This is a genomic window from Paraburkholderia sp. DD10 (assembly GCF_049177125.1).
Lineage (GTDB): Bacteria > Pseudomonadota > Gammaproteobacteria > Burkholderiales > Burkholderiaceae > Paraburkholderia > Paraburkholderia terricola.
The window spans coordinates 140245-156090 of sequence record NZ_CP185394.1; the positions used below are offsets into that span (position 1 = coordinate 140245).

Genomic DNA, 15846 nt, shown 5'->3' on the forward strand with positions numbered 1-15846 from the left:
CACAGGGCATGACTGAACGCAACGAAATGGAACCTGCGTCGGCGACCGATGCCGGTCCGCAGCCAACGCTTGATCTGCCGGGCCGCCGCAAGACGCGCGTCGGCAAGCTGCGTCTGGTACTGGTCGCACTAGCCGTAATTGCACTGGGTGCATCGGGCGTCACCATCTATCTGCAGCGCCTGTTCGAGCAGCATCAGGACGCGAAGCAGGCGGCGCTGAACAGGCCGAAAGACAGCGGCGCGAGTGACGCCAGTGGGGATCTGGAAACGCAGAAGGACCGGATCAAAAGTGCGGAAGATCGCGCCCGTGCAGCGTCGGAGGCCGCAGCCGCCGCTGCGGCGAATTCCCGCCTCGCGACGCCGGCCGGCGCGGCATCGTCGGGTGGTGCGGCAGGCGGGCAGGCCGCGGCCGCCAGCAACCAGCCGCGGCCACTGACGCCAGCCGAGCGGCGCCTGCAGGGCAGCGTGCTCGTCTCAGGCAGGGCCAATGACGGGAACAACGATTCCGGCCGCAGCGACGATGGTCCCGTGGCAGCGAATGAAACCGCAGATAACAGCAATTCCGGAACCGGTGGCCGCGACGCCGGCGGTCTGGCCGCCATGGCCAGGTCGATGGGCATGTCAGCGCTGCGCGGCGGCAATGCGGGCGGTGCGTCGGGCTCGACCAGCAGGACGGACGCGGGCGACACCAGGGGTTCGCCGATCGACCAGTCGTTGCAGCCGTCAAAGCTGCAGCCGATGCAGGCCTCGTTCCGGCCGAACCGGCACTACCTGCTCAGTCGCAACACGATGATCCGGTGCGGCCAGGCGACGGCGATCCGTACCGACCGGCCGGGCCTGATCGGGTGCCCGATCGCGCAGGACGTGTGGTCCGACGATGGCACGACGCTGCTCGTTCGCAAGGGTGCGATGGCGAAGGGCGAGCAGCGCGATGCGGTGATCCAGGGGCAGGGCGTGATCGGCGCGATCTGGGACGAGATCGACGACGGCGACGTGCGTATTCCACTGAACTCGCCCGCGACCGATCCGCTCGGCGCCGCCGGCATCCCGGCCTACGTCGATGAGCATTTCTGGCAGCGGTTCAAGGGCGCGCTGATGGTGAGCCTGATTGGCGACTTCGGCCAGGCGCTGGCGAACAAGGCGACCGGCTCCGGGCAGCAGATCACGTTCTCGAACAGTTCGAACGCCACGCAGGACGTGGCTGCCGAGACGCTGCGTAACACCATCAACATCCCGCCGACGGCTTATTCGAACCAGGGCTCGGTCATCAATATCTTTGTGGCGCGCGACGTCGATCTGAGCGGCGTGTATGAAAACGTCGACGCGCAGGGCAACCCCGTTGGCCAGAACGGGCAGCAATGAGGAGGCGACCCATGAACCTGAACATCACCTACCCGGACGATTTCCCGTTACAAGGCCTCGATCGCGACATGTTCGAGACCAGATTACGCAACGCCCTGCGTTTCTGTTTCTACGGCAACACGGTTCGCCAGCTGGCCGAACGGGTCGATGCACGCCGCTCTCGTGTGGTCCCCGATACCCTGCCCCTGCGCCAGATCGCCAACGAGCACGCGTTCGAGGATTGCATGACCCTCGACGGATGCCTGATCGACGACATGTCAGCGCCGCTGCGGCGCAACCTGCTGCGCAGTGTCGGGGCGCGTATCGGGTTGACGATTTCGGAGTGGGGCGACAGCGCGTTGCCGTCACTCGATGAGCCAGCCAATCATGCGGTCGGTAACGCAACGAAATCACACACAACTAAACGTCAGCCGGCCGAACCGGCGCCGATTCACGAACGACTTCCCTCACGCACACCACACATCCTGCTTGCAGCGTCGCTCTGCGCAGTGGCGATTGGCGGTGCGGCATGGAAATGGACCCGGCCGGCCGCGCCTCTGAGCGCAACCGTGGTTTCCACGTCGCCGGCGCAAACCCTTCGCGAACTCGCCAGCAGCGTGCCGGATGACCGCCGCCCATATCGCGTGTCAGTGGAAATCGAGCCGCAGGCCGATCGCTGATGAATGGAGACCTGAACCGTGGAGGAATACCAATGAGCGCAGTCGTAATCGATGTGATCGAGAAAGGCACGATCGCCCGCAGCTTCCTCAAACAGATGGGCATCTCGAACTTCTTCGACGGTAGCCTCACCGAGGTGGCGATTAACCGTCCCGGTGAAATCTGGACACAGGGCAGTGCCGGATGGCGACGGCACGATGCACCGGCCTGCTCGCTCGATGCGTGCTTCAAGCTCGCCAACGCGCTGACGGTGATGAAGGGCGGCAAATTCTCGACGAAGGAGCCGATTCATCCGGTGGTGCTGCCCGAAGGCCAGCGCGGGCACGTGCTGATGCAACCGGCCTGCGAGCAGGACACGATCTCCATCACGATCCGCATCCCCTCCGATGTGCGTTTCCGGGTCGTCGAATATGAGCGCAATGGCTGGTTCGAGGGCTATCGCGACGTGTCGCCGCGACGGGATGCGTCTGGCACTGACTGGCTGCAGCCGTTCGAGCTCGAGATGCTCGAGGCGAAAGGTCAGCGCAACGTCACGCGCATGCTCGAGCTTGCCGTTGCCAACCGGCTGAACATTGTGCTCGCCGGCGGCACCGGCTCCGGCAAGACCACGCTGAACAAGGCGCTCTCGGACCTCGTGCCGTCCGATGAACGGATCGGCACGATCGAGGACACACCGGAGCTGTCACTGCCGAACCACCCGAACCGCGTCCACATGTTCTTCAGTGACACGCTGCCGGCGAAGGAACTGGTGCGCTCCACGCTGCGCATGAAGTTTGACCGCGTGTTCCTCGCCGAGCTGCGCGGCGACGAGACGTGGGACTACATGACGCTGCTCAATACGGGCACGCCCGGCGGCATCACGACGGTGCATTGCAACGATGCGCGTTCAGCACATTCGCGCATCGCGACGCTGGTCAAGCAGAGCGCGGTCGGCCAGACGCTCGACTGGCAATTCATCATGGAACAGGTGCGCGTCACGGTGGATCTGGTTCTTTTCATGCGCAACAAGCGGCTCACCGAGATCTGGTACGACCCGATCGGCAAGGCGCAGCTGCTGGGGTGTGTCTCATGAGCGCCGATGCCGCAGCGCAGCTGATCGAACAGGGCGTGATCAGCCTGTGCGGTGCGCTCGCCGTGTTCCTGTCGCAGGACCGCCGTGACAGATGGCGGCGCTGGGCCTGCATCTTCGGACTGGCCGCACAGCCCTTCTGGTTCGACATGGCGTGGCTGGGCCCGTCAGTACGGCGTGCTCGCGCTGTGCGTCGTCTACGCGGTGTCGTGGGCGCGGGGCTTCAAGGCGCACTGGCTCGTTCGCAGGGAGGACCGTGTATGAACTTCGCGATCAGCGATATCGAGGCGGCGATCAGGGGATGGCGCATGCGTTCGCCGTCAGACGAAGCCTTTGCCGCGAGTGCAGAGGCCCGCGCGCTGGCGCGGCTCTACGGCGCGGTGATCGTGCACGGCTGCGAGGGTAGCACCGACGCCGAACTGGACGACGCGCAGCGCGACGCCCTGCGGATCCTGTCCACCCATCCACCCGGAGCGCTCCCGCAATGAAGGCAGATCTTCCGGTTCCCGCGGATGCAACGATCGCCGATGCCGCGCACGCGAACGCTGACGGCCAGTGCAAATGGCGAGCGTCCGGCGACTTTGCACTGGTCCATCCGTCGGGCTGGACGATCGCGCGGTACTCGGTTCATGACGAGTGGCACTACCTGCTGTGGGAGCCGGTCGATCGCTGTACGGCGACCCGCAGCAACCAGTTTCATGGACCTTTCGATAACGTGCGCGACGCGATGCGCCTGCAGCGCGAGCTGACCGCGCATCCGCAACAACCGGAGATGGCTGCATGAGAACACATCTGAAATTCCGTATCGGCGGGAAGTGGATCTGTGTCGAGGGCGGCAACGGCTATGCGCCGGACCACCCGGATCACGTGACGTTTGCGGTGCGCGACGTCAAGGCGAACGGCAAGCCGGGCAGCCAGATCGACGCGAACGTGTCGGTGCCGCGGCGGGAGTTGCTGGGAATCGCCCTGTCAATGCTCGAGCTTGCGGACCGCATGACACCGGAAACCACGTGGCTGAACAGCCAAACAGTGGGCTGTGCCGGGCAACCGTTGCCGTTGCATTTCGGTGACGGTCACGCGCGCATGACCGAACGCATCACGGGCGACCGCCCATTGAACTTTGCGCGCAACGCCTACGCGAAATTCGAACGTCTGCGCGCGCGTATGCCGATCCTGCGCGCCGCACAAAGCGTGCTCGAACACTGCGACGACGAAACTGCAGCGGGCCTGTATGTGCTGATCGCGGCCGCCGATCAGACCGGCGGGTTGCCCGCCAGGCCGATCGTCGGATTTGACGCGGCTGAATTTGTGATCAATAGCGACGCGTCCACTCACTGAGGACAGACCATGCCGAAACCGCTTCGAATCCTGATCCCCGCCGTGGTCTTCCTGCTGATCCTGTGCGGCTTCGCGTTCCTCGGCCAGTTCGCTGGCGGCCAGCTTTTCGCGAAGATGCAGAAGCTGCCGGAGGGCAGCGCGGGCGTGTTCACGCTATACGACTACTGGCATGCGTACGGTGACGTGCCGGCGGTGGTGCGCGCACTCAGGGTGTGCACGCTGCTGTCGGTGGTCATCACCGGCCTGCCCGTGGTCGTGATCACGATGGCGTTGGTGTCGGGCCGCAAGCGCCTCGCGCAGTTTGGCGAGGCCCGGTTCGCCACCCGTCACGACATCGTGAAAGCGGGCCTGCTGGAGAGGAAACAGCCATGAGCACTTCGCAACAGCTGTATCCGCCGTTCATTGTCGGCAAATACAAGGGTGAATACCTGAAGTATTACGGCCAGGATTTCCTGATGGCGGCGGCCGGCACCCGCTCCGGCAAGGGCACGTCGCTCGTGATCCCGAATCTTCTCACCTATCCCGATTCGGTGGTGGTCGAGGACATCAAGGAAGAGAACTACCTGTATACGTCCGGCTACCGGCGCGCGTGCGGTCACGAAACCTGGCTGTGGGCGCCGTTCTCGGAAGACGGCCGCTCGCACGCGTACAACCCTCTGGAATATATCCAGCGCCGTGCCCCCTACACGCGGGTGGGTGACGTGATGACGATCGGCGAACACCTGTATCCGTCCAACGTCGATGCACGCCTGAAGTACTGGAACGACAACGCGCGCAACCTTTTCATCGGGATCGTGCTGTATCTGCTGGAAACGCCCTCGCTGCCATGCACGTTCGGCGAGGTGCTGCGCCAGGCTTCGGGCAAGGGCAGGGCGATCCGTGAGCACATCTCGTCGATCGTCAGCACGCGCGCCGATGCAGCGCACGCGACTGACGGGCTGCCGGCGCTCAGCTTCGAATGCCTCGATGCGCTGAACCGCTTCCTGTCGCAGTCGAAGGAAGCCTTCGCGAACATCGTATCGACGATGACCGCGCCGCTGAACGTCTTCAGCAATCCAGTGGTCGACGCGGCAACCAGCCGCTCGGACTTTGATCTGGCCGACGTGCGCAAAAAGCGCATGTCGATCTATGTGGGCATCAAGCCGGGCGACCTGAAGGCGGGCGCGCTGCTGGTCAATCTCTTTTTCTCGCAGCTGATCGACCTGAACACGCGCGAGCTGCCCGCCGGGAATCCTGCGCTGAAATACCAGTGCGGGATGCTCATGGACGAGTTTGCAGCGCCCGGCAAGATCGACATCATCGATACGGCCAACGCGTTCATTGCCGGCTACAACCTCAGGCTGATGCTGATCTTCCAGGGCATGTCCCAGATCGAGGATCCGAAACTGTACGGCAGGCATGGCGCCGAAACGCTGGCGATCAACTGCAAGATGCGCAGCCTGTATGCGCCGCGCACGGTGAAGGAGTCGGAAGAATATTCAAAGATGCTGGGGACTTTCACGCATATGGCGCGCTCGAAGAGCCGCAGTCGCGGCCGCAGTTCGTCGACCAGCACCAACGAGTCGGAGCACGGCAGGCCACTGATGTTGCCGCAGGAGCTGCGGGCACTGAAGCACAACAAACAGATCATCACGATCGAAGGGTGTGAGCCGATCCTGTGCGAAAAGGCGTTTTTCTATGAAGACGCTGAGCTCGTCGACCGGCTCGTGCGGCAGAGCCCCTACCTGCAGGGGGTGATGGCGAAGCTGGAAAAGACCAACCGCCGTCGCGCCTGGTTCGGATTCGGTCCGAAGCTTCCGGACGAAACGCAGATGAAACACGCTGCGTTTGTCGCGCGCGAGCTATGCGCCCCCGTGCCAAAGATCGATGTCGAGCAGTGGTGGCAGACGCAGAACGCGGCCCGCCGCGCGCAGCAGGCATTAGTGGCTGAAGCGGCCGCGGACCCTGCCAGACAGTCGGCCGGTCAGGCGCGCGAGGTTCGCGATGTCAGGGAGCACGAGATCGGCGTTCTCGCGCCTGTGCATCTCGCCAACCGCAACAGCATCCGCGCATCGCTATTCCAGCTGATGCCCTATCTGCGCGAAGTCCTGCCCGAAACAGCAGCGGCGGCGGCCGCCGTGTCGGGGCAGACCGCAACCCCTCAATCACAACCTGAACCGCAAGGAGAATGATATGAACGCGTCCCATCCGTAAGCGTGAGAACAGAAGTAAGTCGATTCTCACGGTTTTATGCGCTCGGAGTTCCCCTGTGGACAATACGAGTTTCCTAGCCAAAACCGGAGAATCCAGATGAATCGTCTGTCAGTGGGCGTTGATATCGCCAAACATGTGTTTCAAGTCCATTACATTGATCAGGAAACCGGAGAGATGGTGAACAAACAGATAAAGCGCGCGAAATTCCTGGAGCACTTCGCAAACCGTGCTCCGTGCCTCGTCGGGATGGAAGCCTGCGGTGGCGCGCATCATTGGGCAAGGCAACTGACGAGGATGGGTCACGAGGTAAGACTGATGCCTGCAGAGTTCGTAAAGGCGTTCAACATTCGCAATAAGAACGACGCTGCGGACGCACGGGCAATCTGGATGGCCGTGCAGCAACCCGGCAAGCCGGTCGCAGTGAAGACCGAGATGCAGCAAGCGATGCTGGCGCTGCACCGAATGCGCGAACAACTGGTGGCATTTCGCACGATGCAGGTCAACGGACTGCGCGGGCTACTGACGGAATATGGCGAAGTGATGAGCAAGGGCAGAGCTGCATTGGATAGGGACATTCCCGGCGTACTCGGCCGAATCGCAGATCGCCTGCCGGCTGCGCTGATCGATACGTTGCGCGAGCAATGGAATGGGCTGGCAAGACTGGATGCGCAGATTGGCGAGATCGAGCGCCGGATGCGTGAGTGGAAAAAGGCAGACCGGGCGGTGAAGGCGATCAGCGCAATTCCCGGCGTAGGACTGCTTACCGCAACGGCAGCGGTCGCGATGATGGGCGATCCAAAGGCATTCAGTTCGGGAAGGGAGTTCGCCGCGTGGGCAGGTCTCGTGCCGAAGCAAACGGGCTCCGGGGGAAAGGTGAATCTGCATGGCATCAGCAAGCGTGGCGATACCTATCTGCGCACGTTGTTGATTCATGGGGCGCGATCCGTATTGACAAATATGAAGGAGCCTGGTCCGTGGGTCGAGCAGATAAAGAAGCGCCGGCCAACGAATGTAGTTGTGGTGGCCCTGGCGAACAAGATGGCACGCATGATCTGGGCGGTATTGGCTCATGGCGTGCCATACCAGAAAGACCATGTGAGCGTTAAGCCAACCTGACCGGCGCGCTTCACGCGCAAGATCAACTTTTAACACAGGATGAACGTCGAAAGGTTGCGCAGCAATCGAATGTGATGACAAGCCAGGTAGGACCTGGACTCGCTAAACCTGAATACCGTCATGAGCTTCGAGCTCGCCAGGAGAATGAGGTGCGAGTCAGCGTATTTCATAGAGGCCCGCAGCGGCAATACCGGCTGCAACAAGGCCGGATATAGAACTGCAGCCCATCCTGTCTATCAGCACACACGAAAAACTGTCGCAAACGGGACGCGTTCATATAGTGACGGTATGAACGAAATCGAATTTCCCGCCGACCGGATCGACTACCGCGAACGCGACGCGGCCAATGCCGGCGATGCGTCGACCATCCGCGCGCGCGTCACGCCGCCGGCGAACGAGCCGGACGCGGGCGCCGTGCCCGGCAGTTCGGAAACGCCGGTCGATGACGCCGCCGGAGAGCGCCTGAAGAAGATCCGCGCGGCCGACCGGGAGAGGGTAGAGCAGCTTCTCAGACGCGACCCATCAACCAACGCAGCGACCAGCACAGCCACCGACGAAGCGGTGAAGCCGGCCGCCGGCACCGGCAAGCCGCTCGCGAAGAAAGGCGACGAGCCTGAGAACATCATTCGCCCGAAACCGGTTTTCGAGAAGACCGGCTATGACGTGCCGAAGTCCGTCAGTAACCAGTATGTGGCGCATGAGGGCAAGTTTCTCGATCGCAAAAGCGAGACGGTGCACTTCGAGGACAAGGGCCGCTCGCTATCAACAGCCAGCGAGGACCGGGAGGTGATCGCCCACATGGTCGAAGTCGCGAAGGCGAAGAACTGGGGTGAGCTGCAGCTTAAGGGCAGCGAAGAATTCCGCCGGCAGGCGTGGATCGCGGCCGAGCTCGCCGGCGTGCCGACGCGTGGCTTCAAACCTGCCGCGCAGGATCGCGCCGCACTGACTGCCGCCCGCGAGGCGATGCGTATCGGCGCGGGTGACAGGACAAACAACGGTGAGGCGGCCCGTACGAACTCGCTGGAAACGACAGCGGGCCAGAAACAGGACGCGCCGGGCCCGGTCAGTCCCGTGCAGGATCCGGCGGCAGGTGCATTCACCGGGCCGGTTCCGGCATCGCAGGCCACGAGCCGCGGCCCTTCGCCTACGGTCTCGAAGACCGGACAGCAAACGCGGCAGGTCGACCAACCCGCGGCAGGCCCACAACCGGCCTCGCCGTCGCTGGAACAGTCGCCGGCGGGGGTCACCGCTGGTGTCCTGGTTGCGCACGGCGCGGCGCCGTTCAACCACGACGAAAAGCAGAACCCGAGCTATTACGCGACCGTGCGAACACAGAATGGCGAGCGCACCGTGTGGGGGCTGGATCTTGAGCGTGCGATCGGCGAAAGCGGTGTGCAGCCCGGACAGCGGGTCGAGCTGGAAAAGGGCGGCAGCAAGACTGTAACAGCGCTGCAGCGCCAGTTCGACGAGAAAGGTACCGAACTTGCCCCGAAGTCAGTCGGGAGCCGGCGCAACGAATGGCTGGTGTTCTCCCCGGATGTGCCGGGCCTGCCCACGCGCGAGCAGCGCGAAGCGCTGGCCAGCGTGCGCCGCGAAGTTGATGAGCGCCGTCGGATCGAGGAGGCGCGGGAGCGGTTCCTGAACGGGGACTGGAAGTACTCAAAGGAGCAGCAGAAGACGCTCGAGGAGGCACGCGAACGGATCAAGGCTCACGCCGCACGCGAGGTGCTGCGCGACGAGATCAAAGGCCTGCCGGAGCGGCAGCGGGAGAAGCTGATGGGGGAGTTCGAAAGCGCCGTGGCCGAGGCGCGTGCAGCTAACCGGCCACTGGACGTGCCGATGCCACAGGTCAGCGAGGCGACGATCGAGGCTGTGCGCGAGCAGATCGAGCTCGAGCGCGCCGGGCAGGGCAGAGATGGGCAGCAACCGTCGCGTGAACAGGCACAGCCCGCAGCGCAAACCCAGGAGGCTGGCCATGACGCGCCAACGCTCGAAATCGACCCGTAACGAACACGTGACCGACGCTGCACGCGCGGTCGCGACTCAATTCACACAACAACCGGAGAGACGCACCATGAAAATCGCCGTCATCAATTTCTCGGGCAACGTCGGCAAAACTACCATTGCTCATCACCTTCTGGCGCCTCGGCTGGAAGGCGCTGAGGTTATATCGATCGAGTCGATCAACTCGGATGGTACAGAGAGGGCCGCCCTGCGCGGCAAACAGTTCGATGAATTGCAGGACCGGATGATGACCATGCGGCACGTTGTCGTCGATGTGGGGGCATCCAACGTCGAAGACTTTGTCGCCTTGATGCAAAGCTACGACGGGTCACACGAGGACTTCGACATGTTCATTGTTCCGACCGTGCCGCCTCTGAAGCAACAGCTCGATACGATAGCCACGCTCGATCAGTTGAACGCCCTGGGCATAGCGTCCGACCGGATCAGATTGCTGTTCAATTGCGTTGATCCGAAGAGCAATGTGGACAAGGTTTTCGGTCGCCTGTTTACGCGTCATGCGGCGGTGGGTGGCTTTGTTCTCGATCCATCCGCAGTCATTTATGAAAATCCCATCTACGAAAAGATCAAGACGATCGGCAAGACTATTACTGACGTCAACAGCGACACAACTGATTATGTTGCGTGGAACGCGCGGTCAATGGAGGACGATACGCCGGAGCCGCAGCGAGCCCATATCCGTCAGATGGTCGCCGTCAAACGACTGGCCACGCGCGTAAAGCGCGAGCATGACGACGCGTTCCGGCTTCTGGTGCGCTGATGGGCGCGCCGGAAGATTCGATCCGTGAGGAACTGATCGGCGCGGTGCTGGGCGAACTCTCGCTTTTGCGCCGCGACGTGAAGGACCTGTCGCAACTCCTCGAGGCGAGCGGCAAGCAGTTCAAGGACGACGGCGAGCTGACGCTGCTGCGATTCACGTCGCGTTATGAACAGTTCCTCAACCAGTTCGCAGCATCGAGCACCGATGTGCTGGCCGAAGCGGGACGGTTTTCGGAGGCCCGTGATCAACTGCTTGGCGAGATCTCACTCAGGCAGTACGACGAAGCCAACGGCCGCAGTCGTGATCTGCTTCGTGATGTTCTGCGCGAGGAGCGGCACCGCGGCGGTGGCGGCATCGGTCGTATCGAGCTTGCCATCTGGTCGGTCTGCACGGCGCTCGGCTCGGCACTCCTGTCCGTCGGCGCTGTCGCCGCGCTGCATCTTCTCGGCAACTACGGGAGATACTGAAATGAAACGATCGCTAAACGCGCTGGCCATGGCCGGCTTCCTTCTCGCAGGCGTAGTGGCCATGACACCCGCGCACGCCGATGACGACAACGAAGACGCGTGCGGCGCTGTTCTCTGTCTGGCAGGATTGATGAACGGTGGTAATGGCGGCCAGAAATGCAGCGAGTACGAGGCCAACTACTTTTCGATTGTGCGCTATCACCACGGACACTTCGATCTGAGTGGCACTTCGAACGCGCGTGGTGATTACCTGAACCAGTGTCGATCGGTTGGCAGTAACCAGAAGGGTTCCGTCAACTCGAAATACGGCAGCGTTGAGAACGGTCCGTGAAACCAGCCTCTCAGTCCCGGTGAATTGCCTCAGGGCACCCGGGTTTTACCCGCTGCGGCGACGGCGGCCGCCAGCGTATTTTTTTCGACCCGTGACGTATGCACATCACTTTTCGGATACAACAGGCCCAGGAATCACAGTCATGCCCTCAAAAAAATACCCGTCAGTGAAGGAGCCACCAGCGGGCTGGACGCGAAGCGCTCCGTATGAACACACTCATCCCGGGGGCTGGACGATCGCGAACCGCATGGTTAGTGGCAGGTCACGATGGGTGCTTTCATGCGGCGGCAGCCAGTTCGGCAGCTTCGCCACACCCGAAGACGCAATGACGCGTCACGCGGCGCTGGGGGGCGCGGCGAAACCCGCAGAATAGGGATACGCGCGGTACACTGCGCAGTGATGCGGAGGAAACTTCGATGAAGCTCACTTCCCGGAGCCTGCTCCGGCTCATGGAGCCTGGGAAAACCTATCAGGCAGACGAGCTCGCGGCCGGCCTCGACGCGTCGACGGCTCAGGTCAACGACATGCTGTGCATGCTGGTTGAGGATGGCATGGTGCGCATGAACAGCCACATCGGCCGCATTTTGCGCTTCGAGCGGCTGATGTACCCGCCGGGTCGTGAGGCATCGAAGGATGCCCAGCGCGGCAGCGTACAGTCGACGGTGGCCACGCAGCCCATTACACGAACTCTTACAGGATCGCTACAGCACTACGACTCGTCGCTGATGCAACTGCGCCGTCTGGCAATGCTGGCGAGAAACGGGAGACCATGAAACGGAAACTTGAATACACCCTGTGCCGCACGCACGACAACGCGCCACTGGTGACGCTTGATTCGTCGCTGGGCAACGGGCAGGAAGTCACGCCCGCAACGCTCCGCTCGCTGGCCGCAGCCTTGCTTCACATCGCAGCCGAAGCCGAACAGCAGGACCTGGGCGAATACCATCGGGCGTGCAGGGTTCAATAGTATTTGGATAACGTACTTATCGCATGGAGAAGGGAGGTAACGCGCATGGAGCGACATCGCAGCCAGATCAGCGAAGTCATCAACCGGAACACGGTCGTGAGCCTCGCCCTGGAGCAGGGCTTCAATGCGTTCCTGCCGGTCTATGATGGTGGGGTCGATTTCATCCTCTATCGGGAAAGCGACCGCGAGTTGCGCAAGGTCCAGCTCAAGGGGCGCTGGACGATCGACCGGAAATACGTTGGTCGGGATATCTGGATTGCCTTTCCGCTGGCGGGCGACTGGTATCTGATGCCGCACGATGAGATGGTGGCCACCGCGGGGGCCGCCACGCGAACCACGTCCTGGATCGGGAATGGACTTTATTCCCGCCCACGCCTGTCTGCGGCGATGGTCAAAGCCTGTGCGCCGTACCGGTTCACGTCCATCGCGCGCGTGGCTGACGAGGCCGCGGACCAAGCGGCCGCTTGAACTCATCATTAGCGGAGCTACGCGTAGTGTCGTTCAAGTCTTGCGCCTGGGTGCCGATATCCCCGTAATCCAGTCTCCCGAATAAACCATGAAATCCAAACTTTTGGCCGTTCTGTCCGCCATAGGCCTGGCTTCGGCCCTTGCAACAGCGTTCAAACGCAGACCATTCCTCCGGCTTGTGAGCAGCTGCTTCACGCGTTAGACGTCTGCTCCGTAGACGTGGCGAACTGGTTGGATTACAACGACCCAAAATCGGCTGACGCATTTCGAACCAGAATGCAGGCTATCGCAACCGAGTCGCGGGCAGACCTTCGCCGGAAAATCAAGGCTGAGGGACCACTTCCCTCCGGTGAACGTTGCGCTTCGCCCGAAATGAAACAGCAGATCGCCGGTTCGATCATGAACATGACAACTCCAGTGCTGTTGAGCGGTGGAAATGCGAGCAGGTGCCAAGCCACAGTAGGCAGTTGGCAGTAGTCGGCGTCGTGCCACCGGGCGATGAAGACTTTGCGGCGAATATACCTTCGCTGTCCGGCGCCCCGATGGCAAAAGCAGACCCGCCGGTATCTCCGGGACGCGGGCATTTGCCGGCTATCAGGCGCCGTTCACGGCATCCTTGAACGCCTTACCCGCCGTGAACTTCACGGTCTTCGCGGCTGGAATCTCAATTGCGGCGCCGGTCGCCGGATTGCGTCCCGCCCGCGCGGCACGCGCGCCCGTCGAAAATGAGCCGAAGCCAATCAGTTGCACCGTTTTTCCCTTTGTCACCGCGCCAGTGATTGTCGCAATCACCGCGTCAATCGTTTCGCCCGTCGCGACCTTGCTTTCTCCCGTCGCCGCAGCGACAGCGTCCACCAACTCGTGCCTGTTCATCCTGAAACTCCTGGTTGTCGCTGTGGTGATGCCGCCACCCTACCTGATCGAAGAGCTTTCGCGCAATCATCACCTCCACTGGTTGACGGCGGCGTCAGGGCTGGCGCCGCCCACCGTGCACGTCAGCCAGCCTCGCTCGCAGCCACGATCAACACCGTGGAGCGCTTCGTCGCCTGGCTCGACGCCGCCATCGGCGGCGGTGAAGGGCGCTGGCGAGGTGGCGATGGTTCCGAGCGGAGCGTCCGTTTCCTTGAACCGATGACCGCCGGTTTCCTCGTATCTGCCACCGCGGAAAATGCAGGCGTCGTGATGGCAGAGGCAAGTCCACTTCGGTTCAAGCCTGCTGACAGCGTGCTTGCCTTCCTCCGATAACGACTGCTTCCCCGCCAGCCCCCAGGGCCATGGACCGTCGGCGGCCGCGTTGCAAACAATCCGGAACTGTGCCTATCGGTTAATGCCCGAAGCTTCAAATATTCACGGATCCTGGCCGACCATCTACATCTTTCTCATACCTACTGTACCAACCTTGGGGGAGTATAGGCACCGTAATTCGGTCCCACTCCTCCCGAGTTGGGTGTGTGGCAACGACTCATGTCGTTGGACATCTGCACGAGAACGTACGGTTTGGAGCCATTCTTCGCATCCAGGATGTGCAGGCAGGCGAACGCCACGACGGGCTGAAACCCGCTAGTCGCCGGATCGTTCACCACCGCCACGGTCACCCACGCACATTGCCCATTGCCCGCGGCACTACAAGCGGCCGCACCATTAAAGAGTGTGTTTTCCGTACCGGTCTGGATCCACGTACCCGGTGAAGCCCCAATGGAGAAGGTCGTACTGTTACCACTCGTAAGCAAGCCCCTGGCATAGCTGGCACTGTTGTTATCGACATTGAACGTCGTCCATTGTCCCGAAGTGCAGGAGCCGTAATGGTAACTCGATCCGATCTGGAAAAAGTATGGTTGACCCTGTTGTTGTGAAACGGTTGTCCCAGGCAACGTACTATTATCCGGTGACAACTTCGGGGAGCTGGTGGTCGGGTTCCAGTAGTTGTCATATAAGCATTTGGACATTGCCAACGGAAATAACCCGCCTGGACCCACATTACTGGGCGTGGAAAGCACCGCCGTCGCCACCGCACTGGCTTTCAGGATCTGGGCGCCAAGCACACCACCCAGAAACACTGGGACCGCCCCGTTCGCGTTCGACCCATCTTTGTGGATGGTCACCTGGACCGCCGGCAAATCGGACGCTCCGGGTGTGAACGGCAGCGACTCCAGACCGTATGGCGTCCCCGTGGCGTTCCAGTACCCGGTCGCTACCGTGCTGGCGTTTACGTAGGCAGCTTGTACCTGGTTTGTCGCGGTGGACGTCGAGAACGCCGACGCTTTTGCTGCTGCCGTCGTCCAGTCCGGCTGGGTGGCGGTGGTGTTGCCGCATTCGGTACGCCGCATCAGGCATCCAGCGCCCGCCATTGCCGCGGCGTCAGCCGCGTTCTGAAGCTGGCTGCGTGCGACCAACAGATTGCCGATGTCAATGGCAAGAGCTGCAATCCCCAACAGGAATATCATGCAAAGTGCGACAGTAACGGCCACTGCCCCTTCCTGTTTCTTTCTGCTTTCTCCCGTGCGCATGGCAACCCCCCTTATTCGTTGTTCATGACAGTGGTAGCGGACAGCGTGATCGGTCCCGTCAGCGCGGACAGCATCGTGCCCAGTCCCAACCCGGCATACTGATAGGAAACCGTCACCGAGAGTGGGGTACCAAAGGCGCCGCCCTGACCTGTCGGCGTGACCGTCGGCGTGCTGGGCGTTCCGAATGTGACCAGATAGGACGAAGTGTAGTTCTGCACGACATTTTGAATGTCCGTGCTGGTGGGCTTCGGGCTCTTGAGCACAATTCCTGCACGGGCTCCTTCCCGACTGGCATTGGTAATCACCGCCTTGTCGTAAAGGGCAATACCAAACTCCACGGTTCCGAACACGATTAGCAACAGCAGCGGCAGGATAAACGCGAACTCCACTGCGGCCACACCAGCCTGACGACGTGATCCGCGCCGGCGTGATGCGAGCAACGCAGGCGCATGGTGTGCAGCCAGACTCTTTTGCCGGCACCCCGAATTCTTCGATCCGGCATGCCAGGTGAACTGTCTCGTTTTGTGGCTCATTTCTATTCCCCTGTGAGCGCTACTCGTTCGGGTTATCCGATTGGTGAGCGCCGCCTC

Annotated in this window: 20 protein-coding genes; 17 read left to right on the plus strand and 3 right to left on the minus strand. The window is 62.0% G+C overall.

Annotated elements, in window-relative coordinates:
* The first annotated feature begins 8 nt into the window (after positions 1-8).
* The 16 genes from ACOCG7_RS34350 to ACOCG7_RS34425 all read left to right on the plus strand — a co-directional run bounded on the left by ACOCG7_RS34350 (position 9) and on the right by ACOCG7_RS34425 (position 12749).
* A complete protein-coding gene (locus ACOCG7_RS34350) occupies positions 9-1361 on the plus strand; it encodes a TrbI/VirB10 family protein (protein WP_421380693.1) in 1353 nt (450 codons plus the stop codon).
* Positions 1362-1372: 11 nt separating this feature from the next.
* The gene (locus ACOCG7_RS34355; protein ID WP_421380696.1) at positions 1373-2020 is read left to right on the plus strand and encodes a hypothetical protein; all 648 of its coding nucleotides are present in this window, start codon (positions 1373-1375) and stop codon (positions 2018-2020) included.
* A gap of 32 nt (positions 2021-2052) precedes the next feature.
* Positions 2053-3090: a P-type DNA transfer ATPase VirB11 gene (virB11, locus tag ACOCG7_RS34360; protein WP_421380699.1), complete on the plus strand. Its 1038-nt coding sequence runs from the start codon at positions 2053-2055 to the stop codon at positions 3088-3090.
* A complete protein-coding gene (locus ACOCG7_RS34365) occupies positions 3087-3575 on the plus strand; it encodes a DUF3717 domain-containing protein (protein WP_421380702.1) in 489 nt (162 codons plus the stop codon). Before virB11 ends, ACOCG7_RS34365 begins: the two co-directional genes overlap by 4 nt.
* Positions 3572-3871 carry a hypothetical protein gene (locus ACOCG7_RS34370; RefSeq protein WP_421380705.1) on the plus strand — a complete coding sequence of 100 codons (300 nt, stop codon included), beginning with the start codon at positions 3572-3574 and terminating at the stop codon, positions 3869-3871. The genes ACOCG7_RS34365 and ACOCG7_RS34370 overlap by 4 nt, the downstream gene beginning before the upstream one ends.
* Positions 3868-4425: a hypothetical protein gene (locus ACOCG7_RS34375; RefSeq protein ID WP_421380708.1), complete on the plus strand. Its 558-nt coding sequence runs from the start codon at positions 3868-3870 to the stop codon at positions 4423-4425. The genes ACOCG7_RS34370 and ACOCG7_RS34375 overlap by 4 nt, the downstream gene beginning before the upstream one ends.
* Before the next feature lie 9 nt (positions 4426-4434).
* On the plus strand, positions 4435-4797 hold the full coding sequence (locus tag ACOCG7_RS34380) for a hypothetical protein (RefSeq protein WP_421380711.1): 363 nt from the start codon (positions 4435-4437) through the stop codon (positions 4795-4797).
* Positions 4794-6596, plus strand: a complete 1803-nt coding sequence (locus tag ACOCG7_RS34385; RefSeq protein WP_421380714.1) for a type IV secretory system conjugative DNA transfer family protein — start codon at positions 4794-4796, stop codon at positions 6594-6596. The genes ACOCG7_RS34380 and ACOCG7_RS34385 overlap by 4 nt, the downstream gene beginning before the upstream one ends.
* 118 nt (positions 6597-6714) lie before the next feature.
* Entirely contained in the window at positions 6715-7734 is a 1020-nt protein-coding gene (locus ACOCG7_RS34390) for an IS110 family transposase (RefSeq protein WP_421380717.1), read from the plus strand.
* Positions 7735-8022: 288 nt separating this feature from the next.
* Complete coding sequence (locus tag ACOCG7_RS34395; RefSeq protein WP_421380720.1) at positions 8023-9741, plus strand: LPD7 domain-containing protein; 1719 nt, start codon at positions 8023-8025, stop codon at positions 9739-9741.
* Entirely contained in the window at positions 9710-10516 is an 807-nt protein-coding gene (gene stbB / locus ACOCG7_RS34400) for a StbB family protein (protein WP_421380723.1), read from the plus strand. Before ACOCG7_RS34395 ends, stbB begins: the two co-directional genes overlap by 32 nt.
* Complete coding sequence (locus ACOCG7_RS34405) at positions 10516-10983, plus strand: hypothetical protein (RefSeq protein WP_421380726.1); 468 nt, start codon at positions 10516-10518, stop codon at positions 10981-10983. The genes stbB and ACOCG7_RS34405 overlap by 1 nt, the downstream gene beginning before the upstream one ends.
* Before the next feature lies 1 nt (position 10984).
* A complete protein-coding gene (locus tag ACOCG7_RS34410; RefSeq protein WP_421380729.1) occupies positions 10985-11314 on the plus strand; it encodes a TrbM/KikA/MpfK family conjugal transfer protein in 330 nt (109 codons plus the stop codon).
* A 416-nt stretch (positions 11315-11730) separates the two neighbouring features.
* On the plus strand, positions 11731-12087 hold the full coding sequence (locus tag ACOCG7_RS34415; protein WP_421380732.1) for a hypothetical protein: 357 nt from the start codon (positions 11731-11733) through the stop codon (positions 12085-12087).
* Complete coding sequence (locus ACOCG7_RS34420; protein WP_421380735.1) at positions 12084-12281, plus strand: hypothetical protein; 198 nt, start codon at positions 12084-12086, stop codon at positions 12279-12281. The genes ACOCG7_RS34415 and ACOCG7_RS34420 overlap by 4 nt, the downstream gene beginning before the upstream one ends.
* 45 nt (positions 12282-12326) lie before the next feature.
* Positions 12327-12749, plus strand: coding sequence for a hypothetical protein (locus ACOCG7_RS34425; protein ID WP_421380738.1), 423 nt, complete (start codon positions 12327-12329; stop codon positions 12747-12749).
* Positions 12750-13343: 594 nt separating this feature from the next.
* Here the strand turns inward: ACOCG7_RS34425 and ACOCG7_RS34430 are convergent.
* Entirely contained in the window at positions 13344-13622 is a 279-nt protein-coding gene (locus ACOCG7_RS34430) for an HU family DNA-binding protein (protein ID WP_421380741.1), read from the minus strand.
* A 156-nt stretch (positions 13623-13778) separates the two neighbouring features.
* Here ACOCG7_RS34430 and ACOCG7_RS34435 point away from each other — a divergent pair, with 156 nt between their 5' ends.
* Positions 13779-13994 carry a hypothetical protein gene (locus tag ACOCG7_RS34435; RefSeq protein WP_421380744.1) on the plus strand — a complete coding sequence of 72 codons (216 nt, stop codon included), beginning with the start codon at positions 13779-13781 and terminating at the stop codon, positions 13992-13994.
* Between the two features lie 140 nt (positions 13995-14134).
* Here the strand turns inward: ACOCG7_RS34435 and ACOCG7_RS34440 are convergent, their stop codons facing one another.
* Together ACOCG7_RS34440 and ACOCG7_RS34445 are read right to left on the minus strand one after the other, a co-directional pair.
* Complete coding sequence (locus ACOCG7_RS34440; protein ID WP_421380747.1) at positions 14135-15256, minus strand: TadG family pilus assembly protein; 1122 nt, start codon at positions 15254-15256, stop codon at positions 14135-14137.
* 11 nt (positions 15257-15267) lie between these two features.
* Positions 15268-15789, minus strand: coding sequence for a TadE/TadG family type IV pilus assembly protein (locus tag ACOCG7_RS34445; protein ID WP_421380750.1), 522 nt, complete (start codon positions 15787-15789; stop codon positions 15268-15270).
* Positions 15790-15846: the final 57 nt, after the last annotated feature.

What these genes read in the sequence shown, in the direction of transcription:
- ACOCG7_RS34445 (WP_421380750.1), bottom strand. Translation starts at nt 15,789, where the DNA reads ATGAGCCACAAAACGAGACAGTTCACCTGGCATGCCGGATCGAAGAAT.
- ACOCG7_RS34375 (WP_421380708.1), top strand. Translation starts at nt 3,868, where the DNA reads ATGAGAACACATCTGAAATTCCGTATCGGCGGGAAGTGGATCTGTGTC.
- ACOCG7_RS34365 (WP_421380702.1), top strand. Translation starts at nt 3,087, where the DNA reads ATGAGCGCCGATGCCGCAGCGCAGCTGATCGAACAGGGCGTGATCAGC.
- ACOCG7_RS34370 (WP_421380705.1), top strand. Translation starts at nt 3,572, where the DNA reads ATGAAGGCAGATCTTCCGGTTCCCGCGGATGCAACGATCGCCGATGCC.
- ACOCG7_RS34415 (WP_421380732.1), top strand. Translation starts at nt 11,731, where the DNA reads ATGAAGCTCACTTCCCGGAGCCTGCTCCGGCTCATGGAGCCTGGGAAA.
- ACOCG7_RS34405 (WP_421380726.1), top strand. Translation starts at nt 10,516, where the DNA reads ATGGGCGCGCCGGAAGATTCGATCCGTGAGGAACTGATCGGCGCGGTG.
- ACOCG7_RS34385 (WP_421380714.1), top strand. Translation starts at nt 4,794, where the DNA reads ATGAGCACTTCGCAACAGCTGTATCCGCCGTTCATTGTCGGCAAATAC.
- ACOCG7_RS34355 (WP_421380696.1), top strand. Translation starts at nt 1,373, where the DNA reads ATGAACCTGAACATCACCTACCCGGACGATTTCCCGTTACAAGGCCTC.
- ACOCG7_RS34425 (WP_421380738.1), top strand. Translation starts at nt 12,327, where the DNA reads ATGGAGCGACATCGCAGCCAGATCAGCGAAGTCATCAACCGGAACACG.
- ACOCG7_RS34380 (WP_421380711.1), top strand. Translation starts at nt 4,435, where the DNA reads ATGCCGAAACCGCTTCGAATCCTGATCCCCGCCGTGGTCTTCCTGCTG.
- ACOCG7_RS34390 (WP_421380717.1), top strand. Translation starts at nt 6,715, where the DNA reads ATGAATCGTCTGTCAGTGGGCGTTGATATCGCCAAACATGTGTTTCAA.
- ACOCG7_RS34430 (WP_421380741.1), bottom strand. Translation starts at nt 13,622, where the DNA reads ATGAACAGGCACGAGTTGGTGGACGCTGTCGCTGCGGCGACGGGAGAA.
- virB11 (WP_421380699.1), top strand. Translation starts at nt 2,053, where the DNA reads ATGAGCGCAGTCGTAATCGATGTGATCGAGAAAGGCACGATCGCCCGC.
- ACOCG7_RS34410 (WP_421380729.1), top strand. Translation starts at nt 10,985, where the DNA reads ATGAAACGATCGCTAAACGCGCTGGCCATGGCCGGCTTCCTTCTCGCA.
- stbB (WP_421380723.1), top strand. Translation starts at nt 9,710, where the DNA reads ATGACGCGCCAACGCTCGAAATCGACCCGTAACGAACACGTGACCGAC.
- ACOCG7_RS34395 (WP_421380720.1), top strand. Translation starts at nt 8,023, where the DNA reads ATGAACGAAATCGAATTTCCCGCCGACCGGATCGACTACCGCGAACGC.
- ACOCG7_RS34420 (WP_421380735.1), top strand. Translation starts at nt 12,084, where the DNA reads ATGAAACGGAAACTTGAATACACCCTGTGCCGCACGCACGACAACGCG.
- ACOCG7_RS34350 (WP_421380693.1), top strand. Translation starts at nt 9, where the DNA reads ATGACTGAACGCAACGAAATGGAACCTGCGTCGGCGACCGATGCCGGT.
- ACOCG7_RS34440 (WP_421380747.1), bottom strand. Translation starts at nt 15,256, where the DNA reads ATGCGCACGGGAGAAAGCAGAAAGAAACAGGAAGGGGCAGTGGCCGTT.